A 19,677-nucleotide genomic window follows, 5' to 3' on the forward strand; every position below is an offset into this window, starting at 1 on the left:
AAGACCTTGCCGCTGGGGGACCAGAGCTCCTGCTCCAGAAACGGCTTGTCGATGACGTTGCCGTTGGCCTGGCGCAGTTCCAACCGAGGCAGGACGTGCTCGCCAACAGGCTGCGCGAACACCAGGGAGATGCGCAACAGGTTCGCTGGCACCTCCGGCCCTGACGGTTGGACGGCAACAGGCACCGACGGAGCAGCGACCGCCTGAGCAGCGGCCGCAGTCCACAGGGCCAGCGCGCACAGAGCGCGCAACGATGTCTTCACACTGACCTCACTAGTGCGTACCGATGAGCTCGGGGAACCCTTCCTGCTTCATCAGGATGTCATGGGCAGGCTTGAAGTACTTGAGCTGGAACGCGTCGTTGTTGTAGCGGTACTGCGGGAAATCGTACTCGGAGACATAATCGGTCAGCCGGAACAACATGGCCTTGTCGAACGACACCAACTGCAGGGCATCCTTCTCCAGCGCCCGGCGCACGACGATGAAGAACTGGTCGTCGAGGTTATCGATACGGGTGGCACCCACCAGCGGTGCTGGCGTCTCCTGCACGCCGACGATGTCACCAGCAGGCACTGGCTTGTCGATGCCGGGCTTCCCGTTCGCAGCCTCAATCTCGGAGACCGGGATGATGTTGCCCGAGCGATGGTAGTTCAACAGCATCAGCATGTCTTGCGGCTTGCCGCTCGGGTCCTTGGCGCGGTACGAAATCATGTCCGCAGGCGTGTTGCCGTAGCCCAGTTCTGCGATGGCTTTGCCCTTGATGTGCGCACCGTCCTTCAGGTCCCCGAGCGCAATGGTCACGAGCGGCGTGCAGAGATACGCGGCGATGACGTAAGGCTTTCCGCCAAGCGTTGCGAACGACATCGCGCGAATGGGAGCGCGTGTTTCAATCTGGTTGTGCGTGGTGTGGTAGATCTCCACCGACGTCATCGTCTGTTTGTCGGTGAACGGGTACGGGATGCGACGCAGAGTCGACGCAAAGTCCTGGTTTGACAGGCCCGCAACGAACAACTCTCCGCTGTTCCACTTCATGTCCGTGACCGTGAAGCTGCGCTCCGGTGTTTCCTTCCAGAACTCGTACTTGGAGTTGTTCGGGTTTTTCAGCGTCACCGCCGTCGACTTCATGCTGGCAAGGTTCAGCTTGCGCACCTTTTCGTCGGAAGTGACTGCAACAATCGCCGGCGTCTTGTTCGCCCCGATGCTCACTGCCAGGTACACCTCGCCCGAGCCCGGGCGCGCTGCCATGTCTTCGACCTTGACCTTGCCGGCGCCAAGCGACTTGGACAGCAACGCCTCCAGGTCCACGATGTTGAAGGTCCCTTCGCCCTTCTTGGGCACAGGCGCAGGCAACGTCAGCGCATGCACCTGGGCGCCTTTCCAGTCGGCAACAAAGAGAATGTTGTCGGGGCCGAATGCAAGCCTCGATACGGACTTCACGTCGGCGGCAAAGGTTCCGGTGGCTACCATAGCGGCCGCGACGGCAACGAGCATCTTCGAATACATCTCAAGTTCCTAAGGGGTTAAGGGGCGCCTGAAGCCACGTTGAAAAATATTTAAGCTTGGAATTAATCTAGCGTCTACACAGAGAACGGATACTGGACATTCAGAAATCAAAGGAGAGCGTCGATGGTTGTGGCGACGATCGCGCGCGAGCTGGCGCTGGGCCGGTTGCAACGAGAGGCTGCCTGAGCGAGCAAAGGCCTGCGCTCAACTGTCCGCCCCGGCCAGCCGCTCCTTCAGGAAGTGCAACAGCGTACGCACCCGCTCCGGCAGGTGCTCGCGGCTGGGGTAGATGGCGAACATCTTGCGCGGCTCAGCACGCCAATCGTCCAACGCGGTCTCCAGTCGACCCTCGGCGATTTCGGTCCGCATCATCACGCGGGGAACCAGTCCCACGCCGACGCCTCGCAGCATCGCGTCGATCAGCATCAGGCTATTGTCCGCGCGGAAGTTGCCGCGAACCTCCACGGTCTGCGGGCCGCCAGGCCCGTCGAACTGCCAGCGCGTGGCGTCGCTGCCGAGCAGATAGGGCAGGCAGTTGTGGGCGGCCAGGCCCGACGGATGTTCAGGCTTGCCATGCTGCCGCCAGTAGTCCGGTGCCGCGGCCACGGCGCGCTGTATCACCATCAGCGGCACCGCGACCAGCGAGGAATCATCGAGCTGCGCCTGGCCCCGCAGCGCTACGTCGATGCCGTCGCGCACCAGGTCGACGGGCCGGTCCGACAGCCTCAGCTCGAGCTCGATGCCCGGATGCGCCGCCTGAAAGGCGTGCAGGTGGTCCTTGAGGCAGGCCAGTGTGAGCGACACCGGCACCGCCAGCACCAGCCGGCCGGAGAGGTCGCCGCGGGCCGCGCGGATCTCGCCCAGCGTGCGCTCGGTGTCGTCCAGCACGCGTCGGCAGTACTCGTAGAAGTGCTCACCGGCCTCGGTGAGCTGCATGCGTCGCGTGGTTCGATGGAGCAAGCGGCTGCCCGTCCACTTCTCGAGATGCCCGATGTATTTGGTCACCATCGATGGCGAGTAGTCGAGATCGCGTGCCGCCGCGGCGAACCCGCCCGTCTCGACAACGCGACAGAAGCATTGCAGAGCCAGGTATCTGTCCATGAATCTCTCGCGGTAAGTGCCCCGCCACCCCATGCCTCGCCAGCGCATCGGCACGATGATGAAAGCGTAGCCGAAGGCGAACGCAAGCGCGACTGCCATCACAATGCGGTGGCCCTGAAAGTGCGCGCCGACGAACTCGTTGCTCGACACTGAACGCGCGCCGTCGCCGCGGGCAAGCGCCTTGGCGCCGTGGGCGTGCCGCCGGTGATCTCGTCCATCGTCACCAGGGCGTCGAATGGTTTCGAGGTGGCACCGGCCGGAGCAGTGGAGGACGACGATGCGGGGCATGACAGGGGCTCCTTCAACCGTTCGTGTGGAGAGTTGGGGACGCGAGCAGGCCGGTTCGCGGGTCAACCGCGGCGGTGTCGAAGCGCAGGAGCTCGGCCGACGACGCCGCCTGCAGCTGCAGTTGAGGCGCACCGTCGAAGAACACGATTGCGTCACCGTCCTGGAGGACGACGCGGCCGAGGCCGGCGCCGTGCACTTCGATGCGCCCCTGCATCAAGTGCAGGTAGAGGCCGCCCGTGACGCGTGCAGGTATCTCGAGCGCCTGGCCCGGTGCGGCGCTGCCGAGGGCAAGCACCACGTCGACGCCGATGTCCAGCGCACCGTCCTGCGGCCGCGGCGACACCAGTGTGCGCCAGGCGCCGGGCGTGGGCGCCTGGTACGGGAGCCGTTCGACGGCGGGTTCGAGACCCGTGGTGGACGGCGCAAACCAGAGCTGGAAATGGTGGTCGACCTCGTGCGACGAAACGTTCCACTGCCGATGGCGGATGCCGCGTCCGGCGCGCATCCACTGCAGTTCGCCGGGCCGTACCAGCATCTCGCGGCCCTGGCTGTCGCGATGCTCGACGGCGCCGCTGCGCGGCAGCATGACGATCTCGAGGTCGCGGTGCGGGTGCATCGGGAAGCCGGTGCCCGGCTGCACGCGGTCCTCGTTGAGCGCCAGCAGCGGGCCGAAGCGCGGGCGTTGCGGATCGACGTGGTCGCCGAAGCTGAAGCTGAAGCTCGCGTCGAGCCAGGCGGTACGCATCGTGCCGCGCTCCGCGCCGCGGCGGATCTCGAATGGGCTCATACCGGCGTCCCCTGGTCGCGGCGAACCGCAACGGGCATGGGGGCCCGCGCTGGCCACTGCAGCAGAAGCAGCGCCGCGAACACCAGCGCGGCCGCGGGCCACACCGTCCAAGGTAGTCGCTCGCCGAAGGCGAAGGTCCCGATCGTTACCCCGGGGAGCATCATCACGTAGCCGATGAAGCTGAAGGTCACCGGTTCGGCCCGCCGCTGCAGCGCGAAGTAGAAGAGGTAGCCGATGGTGAGCACACCGGCCTGCAGCGCCAGCCAGGCGAGGGCCGGGGCCGTCAGCGGCGGCGCGATGTTGTCCAGGGCGAGGCCGGCGAGCGCGAGCATCGACGACGAGGCCAGCAGCGTGCTCGACGACATCCACTCGCCGCTTGCGCCGGGCGGCATGCGGCGTGAACGGTAGACGTTGGCAGCGCCGATCGAGGCCGGAATGGCCAGCGCCATGGCCAGCAGCGCCGGCGTGGCCTCGAACGTACCGCCGCGGCCGGCGAGCATCAGCAGCGCCCCGGACAGGCCGAGCCCGACTGCGACCGCGCGGCGTAGCGCAAGCCGTTCGAGACCGAGCAGCACGGTGACCAGCAGCGTGAACACCGGTGGCAGCGTCAGCGACAAGGATGCGAAGCCGGCGCCGGCCTGCGAGGACAGCCAGAACACTGCGGTCATCGGCAGCGCGTGGCCGAACAGGCCAGCGACGCTGCCGAAGCGCACCAGGCGCGGCAGGTCGGCAGGACGTCCTTGCCGAAGCAACCCGATCGCAACGAGCAGCAGACCGGCTGCCAGCGTGGGCCATAGCGCGAAGGCGAGTGCGCTCACGCCGTGGTGCGCCGCTGCCTTGGCGATCGGTGCACCGAGGCCGAGCGTGATACCGCTGCCCAGCAGCAGCGGCCAGAGTCGGGACAGGTTCATGGGGAGCTCCTCGTCGATGTCCGGCTCATTCTAGGAGCCGGGTTGCTGCCGATCGAGACGCGCCGTGGAACTTCACCGTTCACGCTGGGTGTGGAATCGACGCAGTCCGCCTGACCTTGCCACTTTGGCTAGGTCGACAGTGGTGCACGCCGACGACACAAGGAGTACGCGCTAGCGCGCGGCCGCGCCGCCGCAGTGTTCACCGGACGTGAAGAGTGATTTCGCGCCGGCGTCCTTCGTGCGAACGGGTTCGCTCTCTACCCTACGTGGCGTGCGGAAGGAGCCGCATTTTCAAACGGAGAGCAGCATGAAACGATCACTTCTTGTCGCCTATCTGGCACTTGCCTCCGGCACGCCGGCGCCTCCGACCTCCTGTACTGCCGTTTCGAGGGCTTCTAGCCCCGAGCATCGCGCGGACGCATCGCAGGCTCGGGCGTTGCACGCGCTGGGCCACGCCCTTGGTGGTGAGGCGGCAGCCCGGCTTGCCGACGCCTTGGGCTTGCGCACCAGTGCCGACACCGTGCTGCGGGAATTGCGCAGAGTACCTGAGCGCAAGCGCAAACCACGACCGCGGGTCGTCGGCATCGATGACTGGGCGATCGCGCGCGGTCACCAGTATGGAACGATCATCGTCGACCTGGAGCGACGTGAGCCGATCGAAGTGTTCGCCGGCAGGGAAGCCATTGCGGTGGCTGCGTGGATGCGTGCGCACCCATCGATCGAGATCGTCGCCAGGGACCGAGCCGGGGCCTATTCCGAAGCGGTCGACATCGCGCTGCCGGCAGCCAAGCAAGTCTCGGATCGCTGGCATCTGCTGAGCAACCTGCGCGACAACGTCGAGAGGCTGCTATACCGACTCGGGCCACAACTGCGCCAAGCCGCCCAGCAAGTAACCGTCAGTAAGGTAACCCTGGGCCGGCAGGGGATTCTGAGCCGAAACTCACAACTGTCATGGGAGCGTCTGAGCGATCAGCGACGCGCCACGCGGCTGGCGTTGTACAAGCAGGTGATGGCGCTACGCGCCCAGGGCGGCTCGATGAAAGGAATCGCGCGCGAGCTTTCAATCAGCAACGTAACCGTGCGCAGGTTCGTCACTGGGGGGGATTATTCCCCGAGCGCGCACCCAAGGCGCGGGGTCCGACGCCTTTGGATTCCTATCGCGACTATATCGAGGAACGAATCGTCCAGGGCTGTCGCTTTCCTGAACTGATCTGGCAAGAACTCAAGCAGCGAGGTTACTTGGGAAGTCGCGGCTCCGTGCAGAGTTGCGTGACCCGCCTCCTCTATCCGCTGGGCAAGACGCCACTTGTCCTGGAGCCCGTGCGAACGATGCCGATTCCGTCGGCCTGGCGCGTGTTCGGATGGCTTGTCGGCTGGAGGAACCTCGCCATCGAAGAGCCAAGGAGCGCGGACCACGAGCGGTTCGTGAAGGCGCTGTGCAAGATCGAACCCGTGGTGGGCGAGGTCCGCAGTCTCGCGCGGGAGTTTCTCGGACTCATGCACCGGCGAAGTGTGCGACATTTCGATCGATGGTTGAAACGTATGTCGTGCTGCGACGCTGTGGAAATGCGTCGGTTCGCGCAAAGCTTGCGCGCCGACTTACCGGCTGTGCGGGCGGCCTTCAGGCTGCAATGGAGCAATGGCCAGACCGAGGGTCATGTCAACCGGCTCAAGCTCCTCAAGCGCCAAATGTATGGCCGCGCGAATATCGAGCTTCTGCGACTGCGGGTATTGAAGCCGAACTGAACGACTGGCCTGCCTTGTCCTGCGGGACATGCTAAAACCCCGATCGCCATCGCAGGCGCGTGATCTCGTGCGGTCAGGACGAGGCTGGCGGGCTCGTTTACGTTAGTCAATAAGAAGAATGGTGGTAGTAGGGCGGGAAAGACGACGACAAGGGTCCTCGACGCGAATTCGCCGTCGTCACACAAATTGCGGAAGACCCAGATTTGCTTCGTTCTACGGAAGCAGGTCACGGACGACAAGTTCAATAGTGCCGTGGCACCGGAATTGCCCGGCGTCTGGAGCCGGGGCCGACGTGGCGAGGTACTTGCAATCGGCCCGAGTGTGTCTTATACGAGTGCTAGGGGAACCAGCTTCTTCCCCCAATGGCAGCACGAGGCATATGCAAAGGACCGGTTTGGCGGCGACAAGCTATGGTTCAAGGTGGTCATGGCCTTCTCATGGAATGGGCCCGTGCTCGGCGTGCGCCGGCCACAATGGGGCGCGAGCTGTGCCCGCATCGCCGTCAGAACCGGCCCCTGTGGCGCTGCGACGAGACACCAGGAGGTGAAGCATGGCTTCCATTAGCCTCGCGTTCCCTGATTCCCGGCAGCTTCGGGTGCGCGATGTCACGCTTTGCACGAGCGACGATTTCCAGACCCAGCGGGACAAGCTCGCGCGCATCATGCTGGACGCGATGTACCAGTTCGTGGGCCTGCTGGATGTGCACGGCACGATGCTCGAGATCAACCGTGCCGCGCTCGAGGCGATTGGCATTCGGATGGACGACATTCGGGGGAAGCCGTTCTGGGAGGCCCGCTGGTGGGTGGTCTCGCCGGAGACCCAGGCGTTGCTGCGGGAACTGATCCAGCGTGCAAGCCAGGGCGAATTTGTCCGTTGCGACTTCGAAAACTACGGCCAAGCCGAGGGCGGGGGCGAGGAGAAGATCATTGTCGACTTCTCCCTCCTGCCGATCAGGGATTCAAACGGGAACGTCGTATTCCTGCTCCCGGAAGGCCGCAATATCACGGAGAAGAAGCGCGCCGAGGCCGCGCTAGCGCGGAAGAACGAAGAACTGCAGGCAAGCTGGGAATTGATCCGCCGCCAGCGCGACGAGCTCCAGAGCCTCTATGACAGGATTCTGGCCGAGCAGAAATTGTCGGAGCGGCTGCTGCTCAATCTGCTGCCCTACCCGATCGCTGAACGGCTGAAAGCGCGTCCGGACCTGATCGCGAGCGGCGTTCCGGAACTCATCGCCGACAGCTTTCCGGACGTGACGGTTCTGTTCGCGGACATCGTGGCGTTCACGCGTTTCTCTGCAGGCATGAGCCCCGAGCAGTTGGTTGCCATCCTCAATGAGATCTTCTTCGAATTCGACACCATTGCCGACTATCGCGGCCTTGAGAAGATCAAGACCATCGGCGACGCCTACATGGCAGCCGCGGGGCTGCCGGAGCCGGCGCCTGACCACGCGATGCGGGCCGCGCATATGGCGTTGGACATGACAGACGCGCTCACGCATTTCAACCAGCGCACCGGCTTCAACCTGCAGATGCGCATTGGCATCAACAGCGGCCCAGTGGTCGCCGGCGTCATCGGGAAACGCAAATTCATCTACGACTTGTGGGGGGCGGCGGTCAACACCGCCAGCCGGATGGAATCGCACGGCGTGGCCGGTCGGGTGCAGGTCACCGACGCGACTAGGCGGCTACTGGGTGAGTCGTTCCTGTTCGAAGAGCGCGGTGCAATCGAGGCGAAGGGGATAGGCGCGCTGCACACGTGGTTCCTAACAGGCCGGAATGATGCAGTTTCCGCATAATCTGCTGTTTTCTCACTACAGAGCAAGGCCTGCAACTCGTGCGAATTCGCTGCCTCGGCGCGTCCGCGACCCAGCCACAACTATATAGGGTTCCCCTATGCTACCCGTCTGCATCATCAACTGGCGATCAGGGGGGCGCCACCGCCAGGCTGACACAGGCGACCTCGACTTGTTTGGCGCGTGTACTGTCGCGATGCGTTATGGCAATACGCGTTGGATGGCTGGATGTTGGTAGAGAGGGACTCGCCGCCGTCAACCGAGCGTCGCCCCCTTCGGCATACCAACGGATGCGCAAGTCACGTTTCGAATAGCAAACTCTGCCAACCATGCTGGCGATTGACCGCTTGCCGGCCGCCGTCAATTCGAGCGCTGGGTATCAAACCTTCGAGCCAGCGCTCGAAGGCCTGCGCGGCAGAGCCGCGACCTAACAAGCCACACAAGCATTCATAACCGTGAGTCCGCGCACTGCGCAGTTCTCAGTCGAGCCCAACACAGCCAGGGGAGACGCCGACGATAGCACGAGCCAGTCGATCCGCTCACCTGCGTGCGAATGACAGGCGTTGCACGGTTCGGGACGCGGTGCAACGACTCGGCCACAAATTTGCGAAGAGCCGTTCCGAAGGATTGCATCGTGGTCAGACATGGCCGCCAATCCAAATCCGCACAACTCTTTGCGCTCCATGTGAGTGCCAAAAACTGCACTTCACGGTTACGAAGAGCGACGAAGCCCCTGGCAGACCCACGGACCCGCGCAAGGCCAAAAGCCCGAGCATGCCAGCTAGTCTCAGCCGGCATCTTTCAGAGGAAATTCGCAGGCCTCCCCCTTGAAATTTGGCTGCGCGCTTACTATTTTATTTTCGCTCAGGCAGTCGCGACGTTGCGCGCTGCGTGTTTCTGTTTGTTTGCCAGCAGCTTGGCAGGCGGGTGGGAGCGCGTATGCCCCTTCGCCTCCTTGCTGTGTCTAAGGAGGATACGACCATGAGTGATCTCTTCTTTGGAACTGACCTCTTCAGCGAACTCGATCGCATGCAAAGGCAGATGGCGAGTTTGTTCGGCGGTTTCCCATCCAGCATCCGCTCCGGCCGCTTCGGGGCATTTCCGCCCGTCAATATCGGCACCACGGACGACTCCGTCGAAATCGTCGCATTCACACCGGGCATCAAGCAGAACAAGTTCGAGGTGTCGATCGACAAGGGCTTGCTGACCATCAGCGGCGAGCGTGAAGCGGCGCACTCGGAGGACGATCTGGAGGTTCGGCTGTATGCACAAGAGCGATTCGTCGGCACGTTCCGGCGCGTCATCGAGCTGCCGCAGAGCGCCGACGCCGACAAAGTCCAGGCGCGCTATGCCAACGGCTGTCTGTCCATCAGTGTTGGCAAGCGGGAAGCCTCAAAGCCTCGGGCGATCACGGTCCAATAACGCCAGGAGAATGCCATGAACGAGACTACCCAAGTGGTTGAGCGCGACCAGAACGCGGTGGCAAAAAGCCAGGAGGACAGGTCGGCGCCGACGATGACCCTGCTCCCCGCGGTCGACATTGTCGAGGACAGCAGTGGCGTCACCCTCTGGGCTGACCTTCCGGGTGTGACCAAGGACAAGCTCGAGGTGAATGTCCACGACGGCAACCTCCATATCGAGGCGGAAGCGGTCGTGCCCACACCTCCCGGGCTGCGAGTGCAACACGCGGAGATTCGCCAGCCGCACTTTGCGCGCGCCTTCTCGCTGAGCCCCGACCTTGACGCGTCGAAGATCGAGGCCAATTTGCAGGACGGCGTGCTGAAGCTGACGATTCCGCGTCGCGATGAGGCCCGTCCGCGCCGCATTTCAGTCACGGTGGCTTAGCGCGTCTGCGGGGCCGCCAACGGTGGCGCCTGCGCGGGCGCCGCCGTGCCTTGGCGGAATGTGTTGGACAGTCCATCGCCACGTCCTGCCGCGCCGGCTAGCTGGCGCGGCAGGACGTGGGAGGACGAATCACGTGTGCGTCGATAGGAGGACAAGATGAAAACGGAACTGGGCAAGTGGAACCCGTTCAAGTTCCTACGCAGGACGACCGCCGAAAAGCCGTCCAGGGCATCCGGGGACGAGTCATCCAACGTCCCAGTGCCCAGGCACGGGTCACCGGACTGGCCAGACGTTTCGCGGTTTTTTTCCGGCGACCCCTGGCGAGCGATGAGCGAATTCCTGCATGAACCTTTCGCGGGCTTCAGTGGTATGGATCGATGGTTCGGCGACTTCAGCTCCTCTCGCTTCCAGCCCCGAATTGACGTAGTCGATGATGGCGCGGCGCTGAGGATCACCGCCGAGTTGCCGGGTATGGACCGCGAAGATGTGCAAACTTCCATCGAAGACGGGGCGCTGGTGCTGCGAGGTGAGAAGAAGCAGGATATTCGGAGCGAGGAAAACGGCTGTTACCGCTTGGAGCGAGCGTATGGCGCGTTCATGCGTAGTATCCCCCTGCCGGATGGTCTCGACCTGGATCACGTCGATGCGAAATTCGAACGAGGCCTATTGACATTGCGTCTACCCAAGTCGGGTTCGCCGCCGCCCGCCGTCAGGAAGATCGAAGTCAAGTGAGCTGGTCGGCAATCAAGTGGGGCGGTCCGCTTGCGCGGGGCCAGCCTGCAACGATGGGTGAACTGGCGTAGCGGCGAAGGAAGGGACGAAGCGAGTGCTTGACGCTCCCACACTGGTATGAATCCTTACATTTGCCCCCAAAGGGAGATTTCGATGGAGTTCGATTCTGAATGGCTGACGCTGGGCACCCATCGGGTGCGGCTCAGATGCGCGCGCGGATTCCCGACCGAGAGAACGCGGAGTGTGGCGGAACTGGCCAGGATTGCCATCGAGAACAACTTGAGCGCGGGCGCCCGCCTTGTCGAGGTGACTGGACAAGGCGAGAAAGCCTATACGATCAGCGTCGGTACGACTTTCGAAAAAGACAGGGAAGCGGCGCCCCATCTTGAATTGGCTTTGGCCACGATATTTGGACTGAGGGCCGAGCAGGTCAATATGGAGGTGGTGGTGGTCAGTCAGGCGGAAGTGGACAGGCACTTTGGCGTGTATGAGCGAATGTTGGCAGAAAAGCTTGGCGTCGTTCCGCCCATACAGTGAGGCGCAGGCGCAATGGCGCGTGCAGTGCCTATCGTTTCATGGGATCGTTTGTGCAACGCGGCCAGCGCGACCTGGCCCGGGATGCGCACAAACACCAGCCGAGTCATGTCGGCCTTCTCCGACCTGGACCATGGCATAGATGTAGCGACGTATCCGCGCCAGGACCAGATGCTTGCCTATCTGGAGCGCTATGCAGCCCGCTTCGATTTACTGCGCTGCATCCGCTTCGGCACGCGTGTCGAGCGCCTCGAGGCCGCGGAGGGCGACTGCTGGCGGCTACGTTCGCGCAGTGCGGGCAGAATGCACGAAGAGAGCTTTAGCCAGGTGATCGTGGCCACGAGCGCGCAAGCCGTGCCGCTACTGCCGGACATTCCTGGCATGGCGAACTTTACCGGCGCGCTCGGTATCGCACATACCGCGCGTTACAAGGGTGCTGAGCCCTACCGAGGCCGTTCTGTGCTGGTGGCCGGCTGTTCGATCAGCGCCCTGGAAATCGCCTCTGATCTCGCTTTTGGCGGAGCAAACGTCAGCGCGGCCTACCGCCGCCAGCGTTATATCGTCCCTAAGCTGATTGCAGGCGTGCCGGCCGAACATCTGCTGTTCCACCGCGCGGCGGCGCTGGCGGGCGAGGCGCTTCCGGCCGAGGCGCTAACGGAGGGCCTGAAGGCGGCCGTGCTTCGGGCCGGCGGCGCGCCCGACCAGTTTGGGGCGCCAGTGCCCGATGCCAATGTGTTCGCGGCGGGCATCTCCCAGTCACAGGGTTTCCTGCCGGCTGTGGCCGAAGGCCGGGTTACCGTGCGCCCCTGGATCGACCGCATCGACGGGGGCACCGTGCGCTTTACCGACGGCACTGTCGCAACGCCCGATGCGATTCTCTTCGGAGCCGGCTATGGCCTGTCGGTGCCTTGGTTGGCGCCAGACATTGCACGCACGCTGAACTACAACGGCAGGGGGCTAGACCTGCACGCCCATACCTTTCATCCGAACCTCCGGGGACTGGCCTTCGTCGGCCTCTACAACCTGGTCGGCCCCTATCTGCCGGTGCTCGAACTGCAGGCCCGCTGGATTGCCTACACGCTGGCCGGCCTGACACCCATGCCGTCGCCGACACAGATGGCGCAGGGGCTGGCGGCGTGCCGGGCGATGCGGCAGCGCGGGCAGCAGCCAGTGCTACATGATCTTGCGGTTTCGCTGGCGCGCCAGATCGGCGTGGAGCCCGATCTGGCGCGCTGGCCCGAGCTCGAACGCGCGCTGTTGTTCGGCCCCCTGTCGCCGGTCTCGTTCCGCTTGCAAGGCCCAGACCGCCTGAACGAAGCGCCGACCCGGACGCTGGCAGCGGCTCAGGCATTCGGGGCAATACGCGGCCCGGAGTTTACGCCCGAGGAGCTGCGGTTGCGCAGCTTGACCGGCAGCCGGGAAGCCGTCGTCGCCTGAACCGCGCCTCACGTCGCCAGCCATTCCAGTCGCCCACGCACGCTGTACGTCCAGGCCACGAGGGGCCCGACGCGGCGAACGCCACCTGGTTCATCGTGGAGCTCCGGGGAAGGCGGCCCGACTTCAAGGAAGAAAGCCTTCGATCACACCGGTGTTCAGCAGTTCGGGCAGCTGCGCCGCGGATCAGCCGTGCATGGCCGACAGGAACTGCTGCAATTCCGGCGTCCGTGGGTCGCCGAACACCTGCCCGGGGGTGCCGGTCTCGTGCACCTTGCCCTGGTGCATGAAGACGATGCGGTCGCTGACCTTACGCGCAAAGTTCATCTCGTGCGTGACCATGATCAGCGTCATGCCGTCGGCGGCGAGCGACTCGACCACACTCAACACCTCTCCCACCAGCTCCGGGTCCAGCGCCGAAGTGATTTCGTCGCACAGCAGCACGGCCGGGTCCATCGCCAGCGCGCGGGCGATCGCCACGCGCTGCTGCTGTCCGCCACTGAGCTGGTCGGGGTAGCTGTCGAACTTCTCGCCGAGGCCGACGCGCTGCAGCAGTGCCTGCGCGCGCCGGCGCGCATCCGCCTTCGGCACGTCCTTGACCAGCGTGGGCGCGAGCATCACGTTCTGGCCTGCGGTCAGGTGTGGGAACAGGTTGAAATTCTGGAAAATCATGCCGACGCTCTGTCGCAGCTCGCGCATCGCCTTCGCGTCGCCGTGACGCAGCACCTGGCCGTCGATCGACAGCTTGCCTTGCTGGAAAGTCTCGAGCCCGTTCAGGCAGCGCAGCAGCGTGCTCTTGCCCGAGCCGCTGCGGCCGATGATGCAGACGACCTCACGCCGGCCGATCTGCAAGTCGATGCCCTTCAGGACTTCGTTGTCGCCATACTGCTTATGCAGGCCCTCGACATCGACGAGAGCAAATGGCTGGGTGGTGGCGTGTGATGTGGACATGGATATGCAGCTTCGAGAGGCTTGCTAAGGCTTGGTAGGCGTGGGTGGGGGCTCGGTGCGAAAGCCCGTCGCGGTACTGTCTGCGGATTCAGGCATGCGCCTGCCATCCGCGTTCGAGCCTGCGGCTCCAGAGCGACAGCGGGAAGCACAGTGCGAAATACAGCAACGCGACGCAGCTATAGACCAGGAAGGGCTGGAAAGTCGCATTCGAGATCATCTGCCCGGCCTTGGTCACTTCGACGAAGCCGATCACCGAAGCCAGCGCAGTACCCTTGACGACCTGCACCATAAAGCCCACCGTCGGCGCCACGGCGATGCGCGCCGCCTGCGGCAGGATCACGTAGCGCAATTGCTCGCGCAGGTTCAGCGCAAGGCTGGCCGATGCCTCCCACTGGCCGCGCGGAATCGCATCGACGCAGCCGCGCCAGATCTCGGTCAGGTAGGCACTAGCATAGAGCGTGAGACACAATGCGGCGGCGAACAGCGCCGAGGTTTCGATGCCGATCAGCGCCAGCCCGAAATAGGCCAGGAAAAGCTGCATCAGCAACGGCGTGCCCTGGAACAGCTGGACGTACAACGCAATGCTGCGAACCGCCCCCGGCACCCTGGCAATGCGCGCCACCAGCAGCAGCAGGCCGAGGATGCCGCCGCCGACGAAAGCAATCAGCGACAGTCCGACGGTCCAGCGCAGCGCCAGAAGCAGGTTGCGGAAGATGTCCCACAGTGAAAACTCGATCATGGCCGTCTCCTGTCAGCGTCCGAACAAAAAGCGCGGCCCGATCCAGTTCAGGGCCTGGCGCACCGCAACGGCCAGCGCCAGGTACGCGACGGCAACGGCGATATAAGCTTCAAAGTTCCGAAAGGTGCGGCTGGCGATCAGGTTTGCCGCATAGGACATCTCCTCCGCGGAGATCTGGCTGCAGACCGACGAGCCCAGCATCACGATGATGATCTGGCCGACCAGTGCCGGCCAGACGCGCTTGAGCGCAGGCGGCAGCACCACGCGCGTGAAGATCTGCCAGCGGTCGAGCGCCAGGCTCTGCGCGGCCTCGATCTGCCCGCGCGGCGTGGATTCGAGGCCGGCGCGGATGATCTCGCAGGCGTAGGCACCCAGGTTGAGCGTCATCGACAACACGCAAGCCACCTCGGGCGCCAGCCGCACGCCAATCGTCGGCAGGCCGAAGAAGACGAAGAACAGCTGAATGATGTAAGGGGTGTTGCGGATTGCCTCGACATAGCCGCCGACCATGGCGCGCACCCACGCCGGCGCGTGCAGGCGCGACCAGGCGCAGCCGATGCCGAGCACGGTGCCGGCGATTGCCGAGAATGCCGTCAGCAGAACGGTCAGGCAGAGGCCCTGCAGCAGCATCGGCCATTGCGAGAGCACTGGCCCGAAATCAAAGGAAATCATACGGAACAGCCACACAGAAGCGAAGGTGGAACCCGCGACAGCGCGCGCCGCCGCGGTCTTGGCAGGGTCTTATTCGGGCAGCTCGCCGGTGCCGCGGCCGAGCCAGCGTTGCGCATAGTTACCCAGCGTGCCGTCGGCCTTGGCCTGGCGCAGGATCTCGTTGACCTTGGTCAACAGCGCGGTTTCGCCCTTGCGCACGCCGATAAAGTTAGGCGAGTCCTTCAGCAGCAGCTTGTATTCGGCGTCCACCTTCGGATACTTCTGGATCGCCATGGCGGCGACCGCGGCCCCGGTGGCAACCAGCTGGGTCTGCTGCGTCACGAAGGCGGCCACCGTCGAGTTGTCATCCTCGAAGCGCTGGATCTTCAGCGTGGGCGGCGCGACCTGCTGCAGCACGTCGTCCTGAATGGTGCCGCGCGTCACAGCGATGGTCTTGCCTCCGAGGTCGGCAAAACTCTTGATGCTCAGACTCTTCGGCCCGAACACGGCCTGGTAGAACGGCGCATAGGCGATCGTGAAGTCGATCACCTTGGCACGTTCGGCGTTCTTGCCCAGGGCCGACACGATCAGGTCGATCTTCTTCGTTTGCAGATAGGGAATGCGGTTAGGCGTGCTGACCGGCACCAGGTCGGCCTTGACGCCCATCTTGTCGGCAATCATCTGCGCCACGGCTACATCCAGACCCTGCGGCTTCAGATCGGGGCCCATGAAGCCATATGGCGCGAAGTCGACCGGGATGCCGATTGCAATCGACTTCTTCGCCATCACCGCGGTCAGGGAATCGTCGGCCTTCGCAGGCGCCATGGCGACCATGGCGGCAGTGGCGAGGACGGTGGCAATGGCGGTGAACTGTCTGCGTTTCATAAAACACCCTTTCTTCAGTCGGTCGAGGAGAACGAAGGACCAATCTGCAAGATGCATGCCACGGCCCTTGAGGCGCCGCCCCGATCCAGGAAGAGATAACATTCTCTTTAGATTCAACGGATTACGCGAGATCAGGCAAGCCACGACGGCAGTTGGCATCGTCTTTGCTCAGGGCAGAGCTAATCGTGGAACATCCGTTTCACATGCCACAAATAGAGAAACTCCGGTTTCATAATTGTGCAAGGCGGCACCAACCCGGTGCAGCCGGGACGATACCCAGGTATCGCAATCGATCGCTCCGACATGACCACTTACGACGCGCTCGAAGCGCAGATCATCCAGTGCTACGGTGAGTTCTCCGGCACCGACAAGAAGCTCGCCGACGTACTGCTCAGCCGCAAATCCGAGTTGCTCGGATACTCCGCTACCGAGCTCGCCGACCTGGCGAGCGTGTCCAAGGCGAGCGCCGCCCGCTTCTTCCGGCGGCTCGGCTATGCCGACTTCGGCGCGTTCCGGCAGGCGTTGCGCGACCAGCGCGCAAGCCAGTCTCCGCTGGCAAAGATGGATCGCGCCGCCACCCCGCGTGGCGCTCGCACTGGTGCGGCTTTACCCGCGCTCGCAGGACTCGAGGCACATGTTCAGCTCGACGCGCACCGACTGGCCACCCTGCCGGAGCAGCTCAGCGAACGGGTACTCGATACCACCCTGCGCGAACTGGCCGATGCGCGCCGGGTCTGGGTGGTCGGCTATCGCAACAGCTTCATGCTGGCCTTCTATGCGAATGCCTTGCTGTCGCAGGTACGGCCGGAGGTCTACCTGCTCAACGAGCAGGCCGGCAAGGATGCCGAACTGATTGCAGAAATCGACAGCAAGGACGTGCTGGTCGCGGTCGATTTCCGGCGCCGCGCGCGCCGGCTCGCACCGATCGTCACGCTGGCCGCCGAGGCCGGGGCGAAGATCATCCTGCTCAGCGATGCGCCGGTCTCCGCGCTGACCACGCACGCCACCGCCGTGCTGCGCTGCTCGCACCATGGCGACCAGGTGTTCGACTCCTACGTAGCCGCGACCAGCCTCGTCAATTACCTCGCGACCGCGATGGCGCGGCGCGCCCACAAGCGCACGCGTGCGCGGATGGCGCGGGTCGAACGCGCGCATGACCTGCTCGACGATCTCGACCTGCAGGCGTGATCCCCGCGCATCCCGAATACAGCGCGAGTCGGCTCGCGCAATCCCCTCTCCTGTCAACACCGGAAGTCCCATGTCCACGTTACCGCAGCTCAAGCTCGATCTTTTCGTCAACCCTGCGCGCACCCGCAGCGAAGGCTATGGCAGCACGCGAGAGGCCATTCTCGGCGCGCCGGCGCTGGCCACCGCGCAACGCGCCATCTCCGCCTGGGAGGGCTACCGGCCTACGCCACTGCATGCACTGCCAGCGCTGGCCGCCGCGCTGGGCGTCGGCAAGATCCACTACAAGGACGAAGGCACGCGTTTCGGCCTCGGCAGCTTCAAGGCGCTGGGTGGCGCCTATGCGGTGGGCCGCCTGCTGGCGCGCGAAATCGGCAAGCGGATCGGCCGCGCGTTGACCCCTGCCGACCTCGCCGCGCCCGAACTGCGCGCGCTGTGCGCCGATTACACGGTGACCTGCGCCACCGATGGCAACCACGGGCGTTCGGTCGCATGGGGCGCCCGGCGGTTCGGCTGCGCCTGCGTGATCTACATCCACGCCACCGTCAGCGAAGGACGCAAGGCGGCGATCGAGCAGGTCGGCGCGACCGTGGTACGGACTACGGGCAACTACGACCAAGCGGTCCAGCAGGCCGACCGCGACGCTCGCGAACGCAGCTGGCACGTGATTTCCGACACCTCGTATCCCGGGTACATGGACGTCCCGCGAGATGTCATGCAGGGCTACCAGGTCATGGTGGCCGAGGCCGTCGATGCGCTGCCCGAGTGGCCAACGCACGTCTTCATCCAGGCCGGTGTGGGCGGTTTCGCCGCCGCCGTCTGCGCCTACTTCTGGGAACGCAACGCGGCGCAGCGCCCGGTATTCGTGGTGGTCGAGCCGGACGCCGCCGACTGCCTGTACCGCAGCGCGCGCGCCGGCCACGTGACGGCGGTGACCGGCAAGCTCAATACGCTGATGGCGGGCCTCGCCTGCGGAGAAGTGTCACTGCTGGCGTGGGAAGTACTGGCCCACGGCGCGGATGCCTTCTGCACCATCGATGACGGAGCGGCGGTGGCGACGATGCGCTTGCTGGCGAATCCCACCGATGGCGATCCCGCCATCGTCGCCGGCGAATCCGCGGTAGCGGGCCTGGCAGCCGCCATTGCGGCCATGCAAGATCCGCAAGCGCGTGCAGCGCTGGGCCTCGGCGCGCACAGCCGCCTGCTGTTCGTTGGCAGCGAGGCCGATACCGATGCCGGGTTGTACGCGCGGCTGGTCGGGCGCAGTGCCGACGCCGTGCGCGCGGGAGCGCTGGCATGACGACAAACCTTAGCGCGGACAGCGGCCGCACGGTGCTCGACACCGAATTCCCGCGCATCGACGGCGCGCGGCTGCTGCGCCGGCTCGACGAACTGAATGCGCATGGCGCCATCGACGGCGGCGGTGTCTGCCGCCTGGCGCTGACCGACGCCGACCGCGCGGGGCGCGACTGGACCGTCGCCCAAATGCGCGCGCTCGGCATGGAGGTTAACATCGATGCCATCGGCAATGGCGTCGCGATTCATGCCGGCCACGAGTACCTGCCGCCGGTGATGGTCGGCTCGCACATCGATACCGTACGCACTGGCGGCAGGTACGACGGTAACTATGGAGTGATGGCCGGTCTGGAAGTGGTCGCCGCACTGCGCGATGCCGGCGTGCGGCTTCGCCGCCCGCTGGCGATCGCCTTCTTTACCAACGAGGAAGGCGCCCGCTTCCAGCCGGACATGATGGGCTCGCTGGTTTTCGTGGGCGGCATGCCGCTCGACGAAGCGCTCGCGGCAGGCGGCATCGACGGCAGCACGGTCGGCGCGGAACTGGAGCGCATCGGCTATCGCGGCGATGCGCCGGTCGGCCGGCCCGAGGTCGACAGCTTTGTCGAGCTGCATATCGAACAAGGCCCGGTGCTGGACCGCATGGGAGTGCAGATCGGCGTGGTTGAAGGCGTGCAGGGCATCAGCTGGACCGAATTCGTGTTGGAAGGCGTGTCCAACCATGCCGGCACCACGCCGATGGCCCTGCGGCACGACGCTGGCTACTGCGCCGCACGCATCGCCACCTTCGTGCACGACCTAGCGCTGCGCTACGGCGGACGCCAGATCGGCACGGTCGGCGCGATTCGCTTCGAGCCTAACCTCGTCAACGTGATTCCGAACCGCGCGACCTTTACCGTCGATCTGCGCAACACCGACGGCACGGCGCTCGCGCAGGCGGAGGCCGAGGTGCTCGCCTTCGCCCACCAGACCTGCGCGACGAAAGGTGTCGCGCTGTGCCATCGTTCGCTGGCGCGCTTCGAGCCTGTGGCGTTCGACCCGCTGGTGACCGACATGGTGCAGCGGCACAGCGATGCGCTCGGCCTGTCGACCATGCGGATGCCGAGCGGAGCGGGCCACGACGCGCAGATGCTGGCGCGCGTCTGCCCTGCCGGCATGATCTTCGTTCCCAGTGTCGGCGGACTCAGCCATAACGTGCGCGAGTTCACCGACCCGGCCGACCTGGTGCGGGGCGCGCAGCTGCTGATGCGCGTGGTCGTCAGCCTGGCCAACCGTCCCTGAACGACTCCGGCACAGGCCC

Annotated in this window: 20 protein-coding genes and 1 pseudogene; 12 read left to right on the forward strand and 9 right to left on the reverse strand. The window is 64.6% G+C overall.

Features of this window, described 5'->3' with window-relative positions; genetic code table 11:
* The 5 genes and pseudogenes from ACW4E8_RS39465 to ACW4E8_RS39485 all read right to left on the reverse strand — a co-directional run.
* Nucleotides 1-263: pseudogene (locus ACW4E8_RS39465) on the reverse strand (hypothetical protein); the annotation flags it as partial.
* 10 nt (nt 264-273) lie between these two features.
* Nucleotides 274-1,503 (reverse strand): hypothetical protein, encoded by a 1,230-nt coding sequence (locus tag ACW4E8_RS39470; protein ID WP_456809434.1) that lies wholly within the window; start codon nt 1,501-1,503, stop codon nt 274-276.
* 204 nt (nt 1,504-1,707) lie between these two features.
* A complete protein-coding gene (locus ACW4E8_RS39475) occupies nt 1,708-2,892 on the reverse strand; it encodes a LysR family transcriptional regulator (protein ID WP_456809435.1) in 1,185 nt (394 codons plus the stop codon).
* A 13-nt stretch (nt 2,893-2,905) separates the two neighbouring features.
* Entirely contained in the window at nt 2,906-3,679 is a 774-nt protein-coding gene (locus ACW4E8_RS39480) for a pirin family protein (protein WP_456809436.1), read from the reverse strand.
* Nucleotides 3,676-4,590: a DMT family transporter gene (locus ACW4E8_RS39485; RefSeq protein ID WP_456809437.1), complete on the reverse strand. Its 915-nt coding sequence runs from the start codon at nt 4,588-4,590 to the stop codon at nt 3,676-3,678. Before ACW4E8_RS39485 ends, ACW4E8_RS39480 begins: the two co-directional genes overlap by 4 nt.
* Nucleotides 4,591-4,897: 307 nt before the next feature.
* Between ACW4E8_RS39485 and ACW4E8_RS39490 the strand changes: the two genes are divergently transcribed.
* From ACW4E8_RS39490 to ACW4E8_RS39530, 9 genes are all read left to right on the forward strand, one after another.
* On the forward strand, nt 4,898-5,800 hold the full coding sequence (locus ACW4E8_RS39490; RefSeq protein ID WP_456809438.1) for a transposase: 903 nt from the start codon (nt 4,898-4,900) through the stop codon (nt 5,798-5,800).
* Nucleotides 5,801-5,859: 59 nt separating this feature from the next.
* Nucleotides 5,860-6,336 (forward strand): transposase, encoded by a 477-nt coding sequence (locus ACW4E8_RS39495; RefSeq protein WP_456809439.1) that lies wholly within the window; start codon nt 5,860-5,862, stop codon nt 6,334-6,336.
* A gap of 186 nt (nt 6,337-6,522) precedes the next feature.
* On the forward strand, nt 6,523-6,900 hold the full coding sequence (locus ACW4E8_RS39500) for a transporter (RefSeq protein WP_456809440.1): 378 nt from the start codon (nt 6,523-6,525) through the stop codon (nt 6,898-6,900).
* The gene (locus ACW4E8_RS39505; protein ID WP_456809441.1) at nt 6,887-8,131 is read left to right on the forward strand and encodes an adenylate/guanylate cyclase domain-containing protein; all 1,245 of its coding nucleotides are present in this window, start codon (nt 6,887-6,889) and stop codon (nt 8,129-8,131) included. Before ACW4E8_RS39500 ends, ACW4E8_RS39505 begins: the two co-directional genes overlap by 14 nt.
* A gap of 978 nt (nt 8,132-9,109) precedes the next feature.
* The gene (locus ACW4E8_RS39510) at nt 9,110-9,550 is read left to right on the forward strand and encodes an Hsp20/alpha crystallin family protein (protein ID WP_456809442.1); all 441 of its coding nucleotides are present in this window, start codon (nt 9,110-9,112) and stop codon (nt 9,548-9,550) included.
* Nucleotides 9,551-9,565: 15 nt separating this feature from the next.
* Nucleotides 9,566-9,973, forward strand: coding sequence for an Hsp20/alpha crystallin family protein (locus tag ACW4E8_RS39515; RefSeq protein WP_456809443.1), 408 nt, complete (start codon nt 9,566-9,568; stop codon nt 9,971-9,973).
* A 156-nt stretch (nt 9,974-10,129) separates the two neighbouring features.
* Nucleotides 10,130-10,705 (forward strand): Hsp20/alpha crystallin family protein, encoded by a 576-nt coding sequence (locus ACW4E8_RS39520; RefSeq protein ID WP_456809444.1) that lies wholly within the window; start codon nt 10,130-10,132, stop codon nt 10,703-10,705.
* Nucleotides 10,706-10,858: 153 nt separating this feature from the next.
* Entirely contained in the window at nt 10,859-11,242 is a 384-nt protein-coding gene (locus tag ACW4E8_RS39525) for a hypothetical protein (RefSeq protein ID WP_456809445.1), read from the forward strand.
* A gap of 81 nt (nt 11,243-11,323) precedes the next feature.
* On the forward strand, nt 11,324-12,676 hold the full coding sequence (locus tag ACW4E8_RS39530) for a flavin-containing monooxygenase (RefSeq protein ID WP_456809457.1): 1,353 nt from the start codon (nt 11,324-11,326) through the stop codon (nt 12,674-12,676).
* 183 nt (nt 12,677-12,859) lie between these two features.
* On the opposite strand, the gene ACW4E8_RS39535 is transcribed toward ACW4E8_RS39530, so the two are convergent.
* The 4 genes from ACW4E8_RS39535 to ACW4E8_RS39550 all read right to left on the reverse strand — a co-directional run bounded on the left by ACW4E8_RS39535 (nt 12,860) and on the right by ACW4E8_RS39550 (nt 15,899).
* Entirely contained in the window at nt 12,860-13,624 is a 765-nt protein-coding gene (locus ACW4E8_RS39535; protein ID WP_456809446.1) for an amino acid ABC transporter ATP-binding protein, read from the reverse strand.
* Nucleotides 13,625-13,712: 88 nt separating this feature from the next.
* The gene (locus ACW4E8_RS39540; protein WP_039014155.1) at nt 13,713-14,363 is read right to left on the reverse strand and encodes an amino acid ABC transporter permease; all 651 of its coding nucleotides are present in this window, start codon (nt 14,361-14,363) and stop codon (nt 13,713-13,715) included.
* Nucleotides 14,364-14,375: 12 nt separating this feature from the next.
* Nucleotides 14,376-15,035 (reverse strand): amino acid ABC transporter permease, encoded by a 660-nt coding sequence (locus ACW4E8_RS39545; RefSeq protein ID WP_456809447.1) that lies wholly within the window; start codon nt 15,033-15,035, stop codon nt 14,376-14,378.
* A 69-nt stretch (nt 15,036-15,104) separates the two neighbouring features.
* On the reverse strand, nt 15,105-15,899 hold the full coding sequence (locus tag ACW4E8_RS39550) for a transporter substrate-binding domain-containing protein (RefSeq protein WP_456809448.1): 795 nt from the start codon (nt 15,897-15,899) through the stop codon (nt 15,105-15,107).
* A gap of 303 nt (nt 15,900-16,202) precedes the next feature.
* On the opposite strand from ACW4E8_RS39550, the gene ACW4E8_RS39555 reads away from it, so the two are divergent.
* The 3 genes from ACW4E8_RS39555 (at nt 16,203) to ACW4E8_RS39565 (ending at nt 19,658) form a co-directional block, all read left to right on the forward strand.
* The gene (locus ACW4E8_RS39555; RefSeq protein ID WP_456809449.1) at nt 16,203-17,087 is read left to right on the forward strand and encodes a MurR/RpiR family transcriptional regulator; all 885 of its coding nucleotides are present in this window, start codon (nt 16,203-16,205) and stop codon (nt 17,085-17,087) included.
* 70 nt (nt 17,088-17,157) lie between these two features.
* Nucleotides 17,158-18,384, forward strand: a complete 1,227-nt coding sequence (locus tag ACW4E8_RS39560; RefSeq protein ID WP_456809450.1) for a diaminopropionate ammonia-lyase — start codon at nt 17,158-17,160, stop codon at nt 18,382-18,384.
* On the forward strand, nt 18,381-19,658 hold the full coding sequence (locus ACW4E8_RS39565; RefSeq protein WP_456809451.1) for a Zn-dependent hydrolase: 1,278 nt from the start codon (nt 18,381-18,383) through the stop codon (nt 19,656-19,658). Before ACW4E8_RS39560 ends, ACW4E8_RS39565 begins: the two co-directional genes overlap by 4 nt.
* The last annotated feature ends 19 nt before the right edge of the window (nt 19,659-19,677 follow it).

It is taken from the genome of Cupriavidus sp. CP313 (genome assembly GCF_054072015.1).

Coding starts and splice junctions, on each gene's coding strand:
- ACW4E8_RS39505 (WP_456809441.1), top strand. CDS start 6,887: ATGGCTTCCATTAGCCTCGCGTTCCCTGATTCCCGGCAGCTTCGGGTG.
- ACW4E8_RS39475 (WP_456809435.1), bottom strand. CDS start 2,892: ATGCCCCGCATCGTCGTCCTCCACTGCTCCGGCCGGTGCCACCTCGAA.
- ACW4E8_RS39560 (WP_456809450.1), top strand. CDS start 17,158: ATGTCCACGTTACCGCAGCTCAAGCTCGATCTTTTCGTCAACCCTGCG.
- ACW4E8_RS39510 (WP_456809442.1), top strand. CDS start 9,110: ATGAGTGATCTCTTCTTTGGAACTGACCTCTTCAGCGAACTCGATCGC.
- ACW4E8_RS39515 (WP_456809443.1), top strand. CDS start 9,566: ATGAACGAGACTACCCAAGTGGTTGAGCGCGACCAGAACGCGGTGGCA.
- ACW4E8_RS39535 (WP_456809446.1), bottom strand. CDS start 13,624: ATGTCCACATCACACGCCACCACCCAGCCATTTGCTCTCGTCGATGTC.
- ACW4E8_RS39545 (WP_456809447.1), bottom strand. CDS start 15,035: ATGATTTCCTTTGATTTCGGGCCAGTGCTCTCGCAATGGCCGATGCTG.
- ACW4E8_RS39480 (WP_456809436.1), bottom strand. CDS start 3,679: ATGAGCCCATTCGAGATCCGCCGCGGCGCGGAGCGCGGCACGATGCGT.
- ACW4E8_RS39485 (WP_456809437.1), bottom strand. CDS start 4,590: ATGAACCTGTCCCGACTCTGGCCGCTGCTGCTGGGCAGCGGTATCACG.
- ACW4E8_RS39520 (WP_456809444.1), top strand. CDS start 10,130: ATGAAAACGGAACTGGGCAAGTGGAACCCGTTCAAGTTCCTACGCAGG.
- ACW4E8_RS39540 (WP_039014155.1), bottom strand. CDS start 14,363: ATGATCGAGTTTTCACTGTGGGACATCTTCCGCAACCTGCTTCTGGCG.
- ACW4E8_RS39550 (WP_456809448.1), bottom strand. CDS start 15,899: ATGAAACGCAGACAGTTCACCGCCATTGCCACCGTCCTCGCCACTGCC.
- ACW4E8_RS39555 (WP_456809449.1), top strand. CDS start 16,203: ATGACCACTTACGACGCGCTCGAAGCGCAGATCATCCAGTGCTACGGT.
- ACW4E8_RS39525 (WP_456809445.1), top strand. CDS start 10,859: ATGGAGTTCGATTCTGAATGGCTGACGCTGGGCACCCATCGGGTGCGG.
- ACW4E8_RS39530 (WP_456809457.1), top strand. CDS start 11,324: ATGCGCACAAACACCAGCCGAGTCATGTCGGCCTTCTCCGACCTGGAC.
- ACW4E8_RS39490 (WP_456809438.1), top strand. CDS start 4,898: ATGAAACGATCACTTCTTGTCGCCTATCTGGCACTTGCCTCCGGCACG.
- ACW4E8_RS39565 (WP_456809451.1), top strand. CDS start 18,381: ATGACGACAAACCTTAGCGCGGACAGCGGCCGCACGGTGCTCGACACC.
- ACW4E8_RS39470 (WP_456809434.1), bottom strand. CDS start 1,503: ATGTATTCGAAGATGCTCGTTGCCGTCGCGGCCGCTATGGTAGCCACC.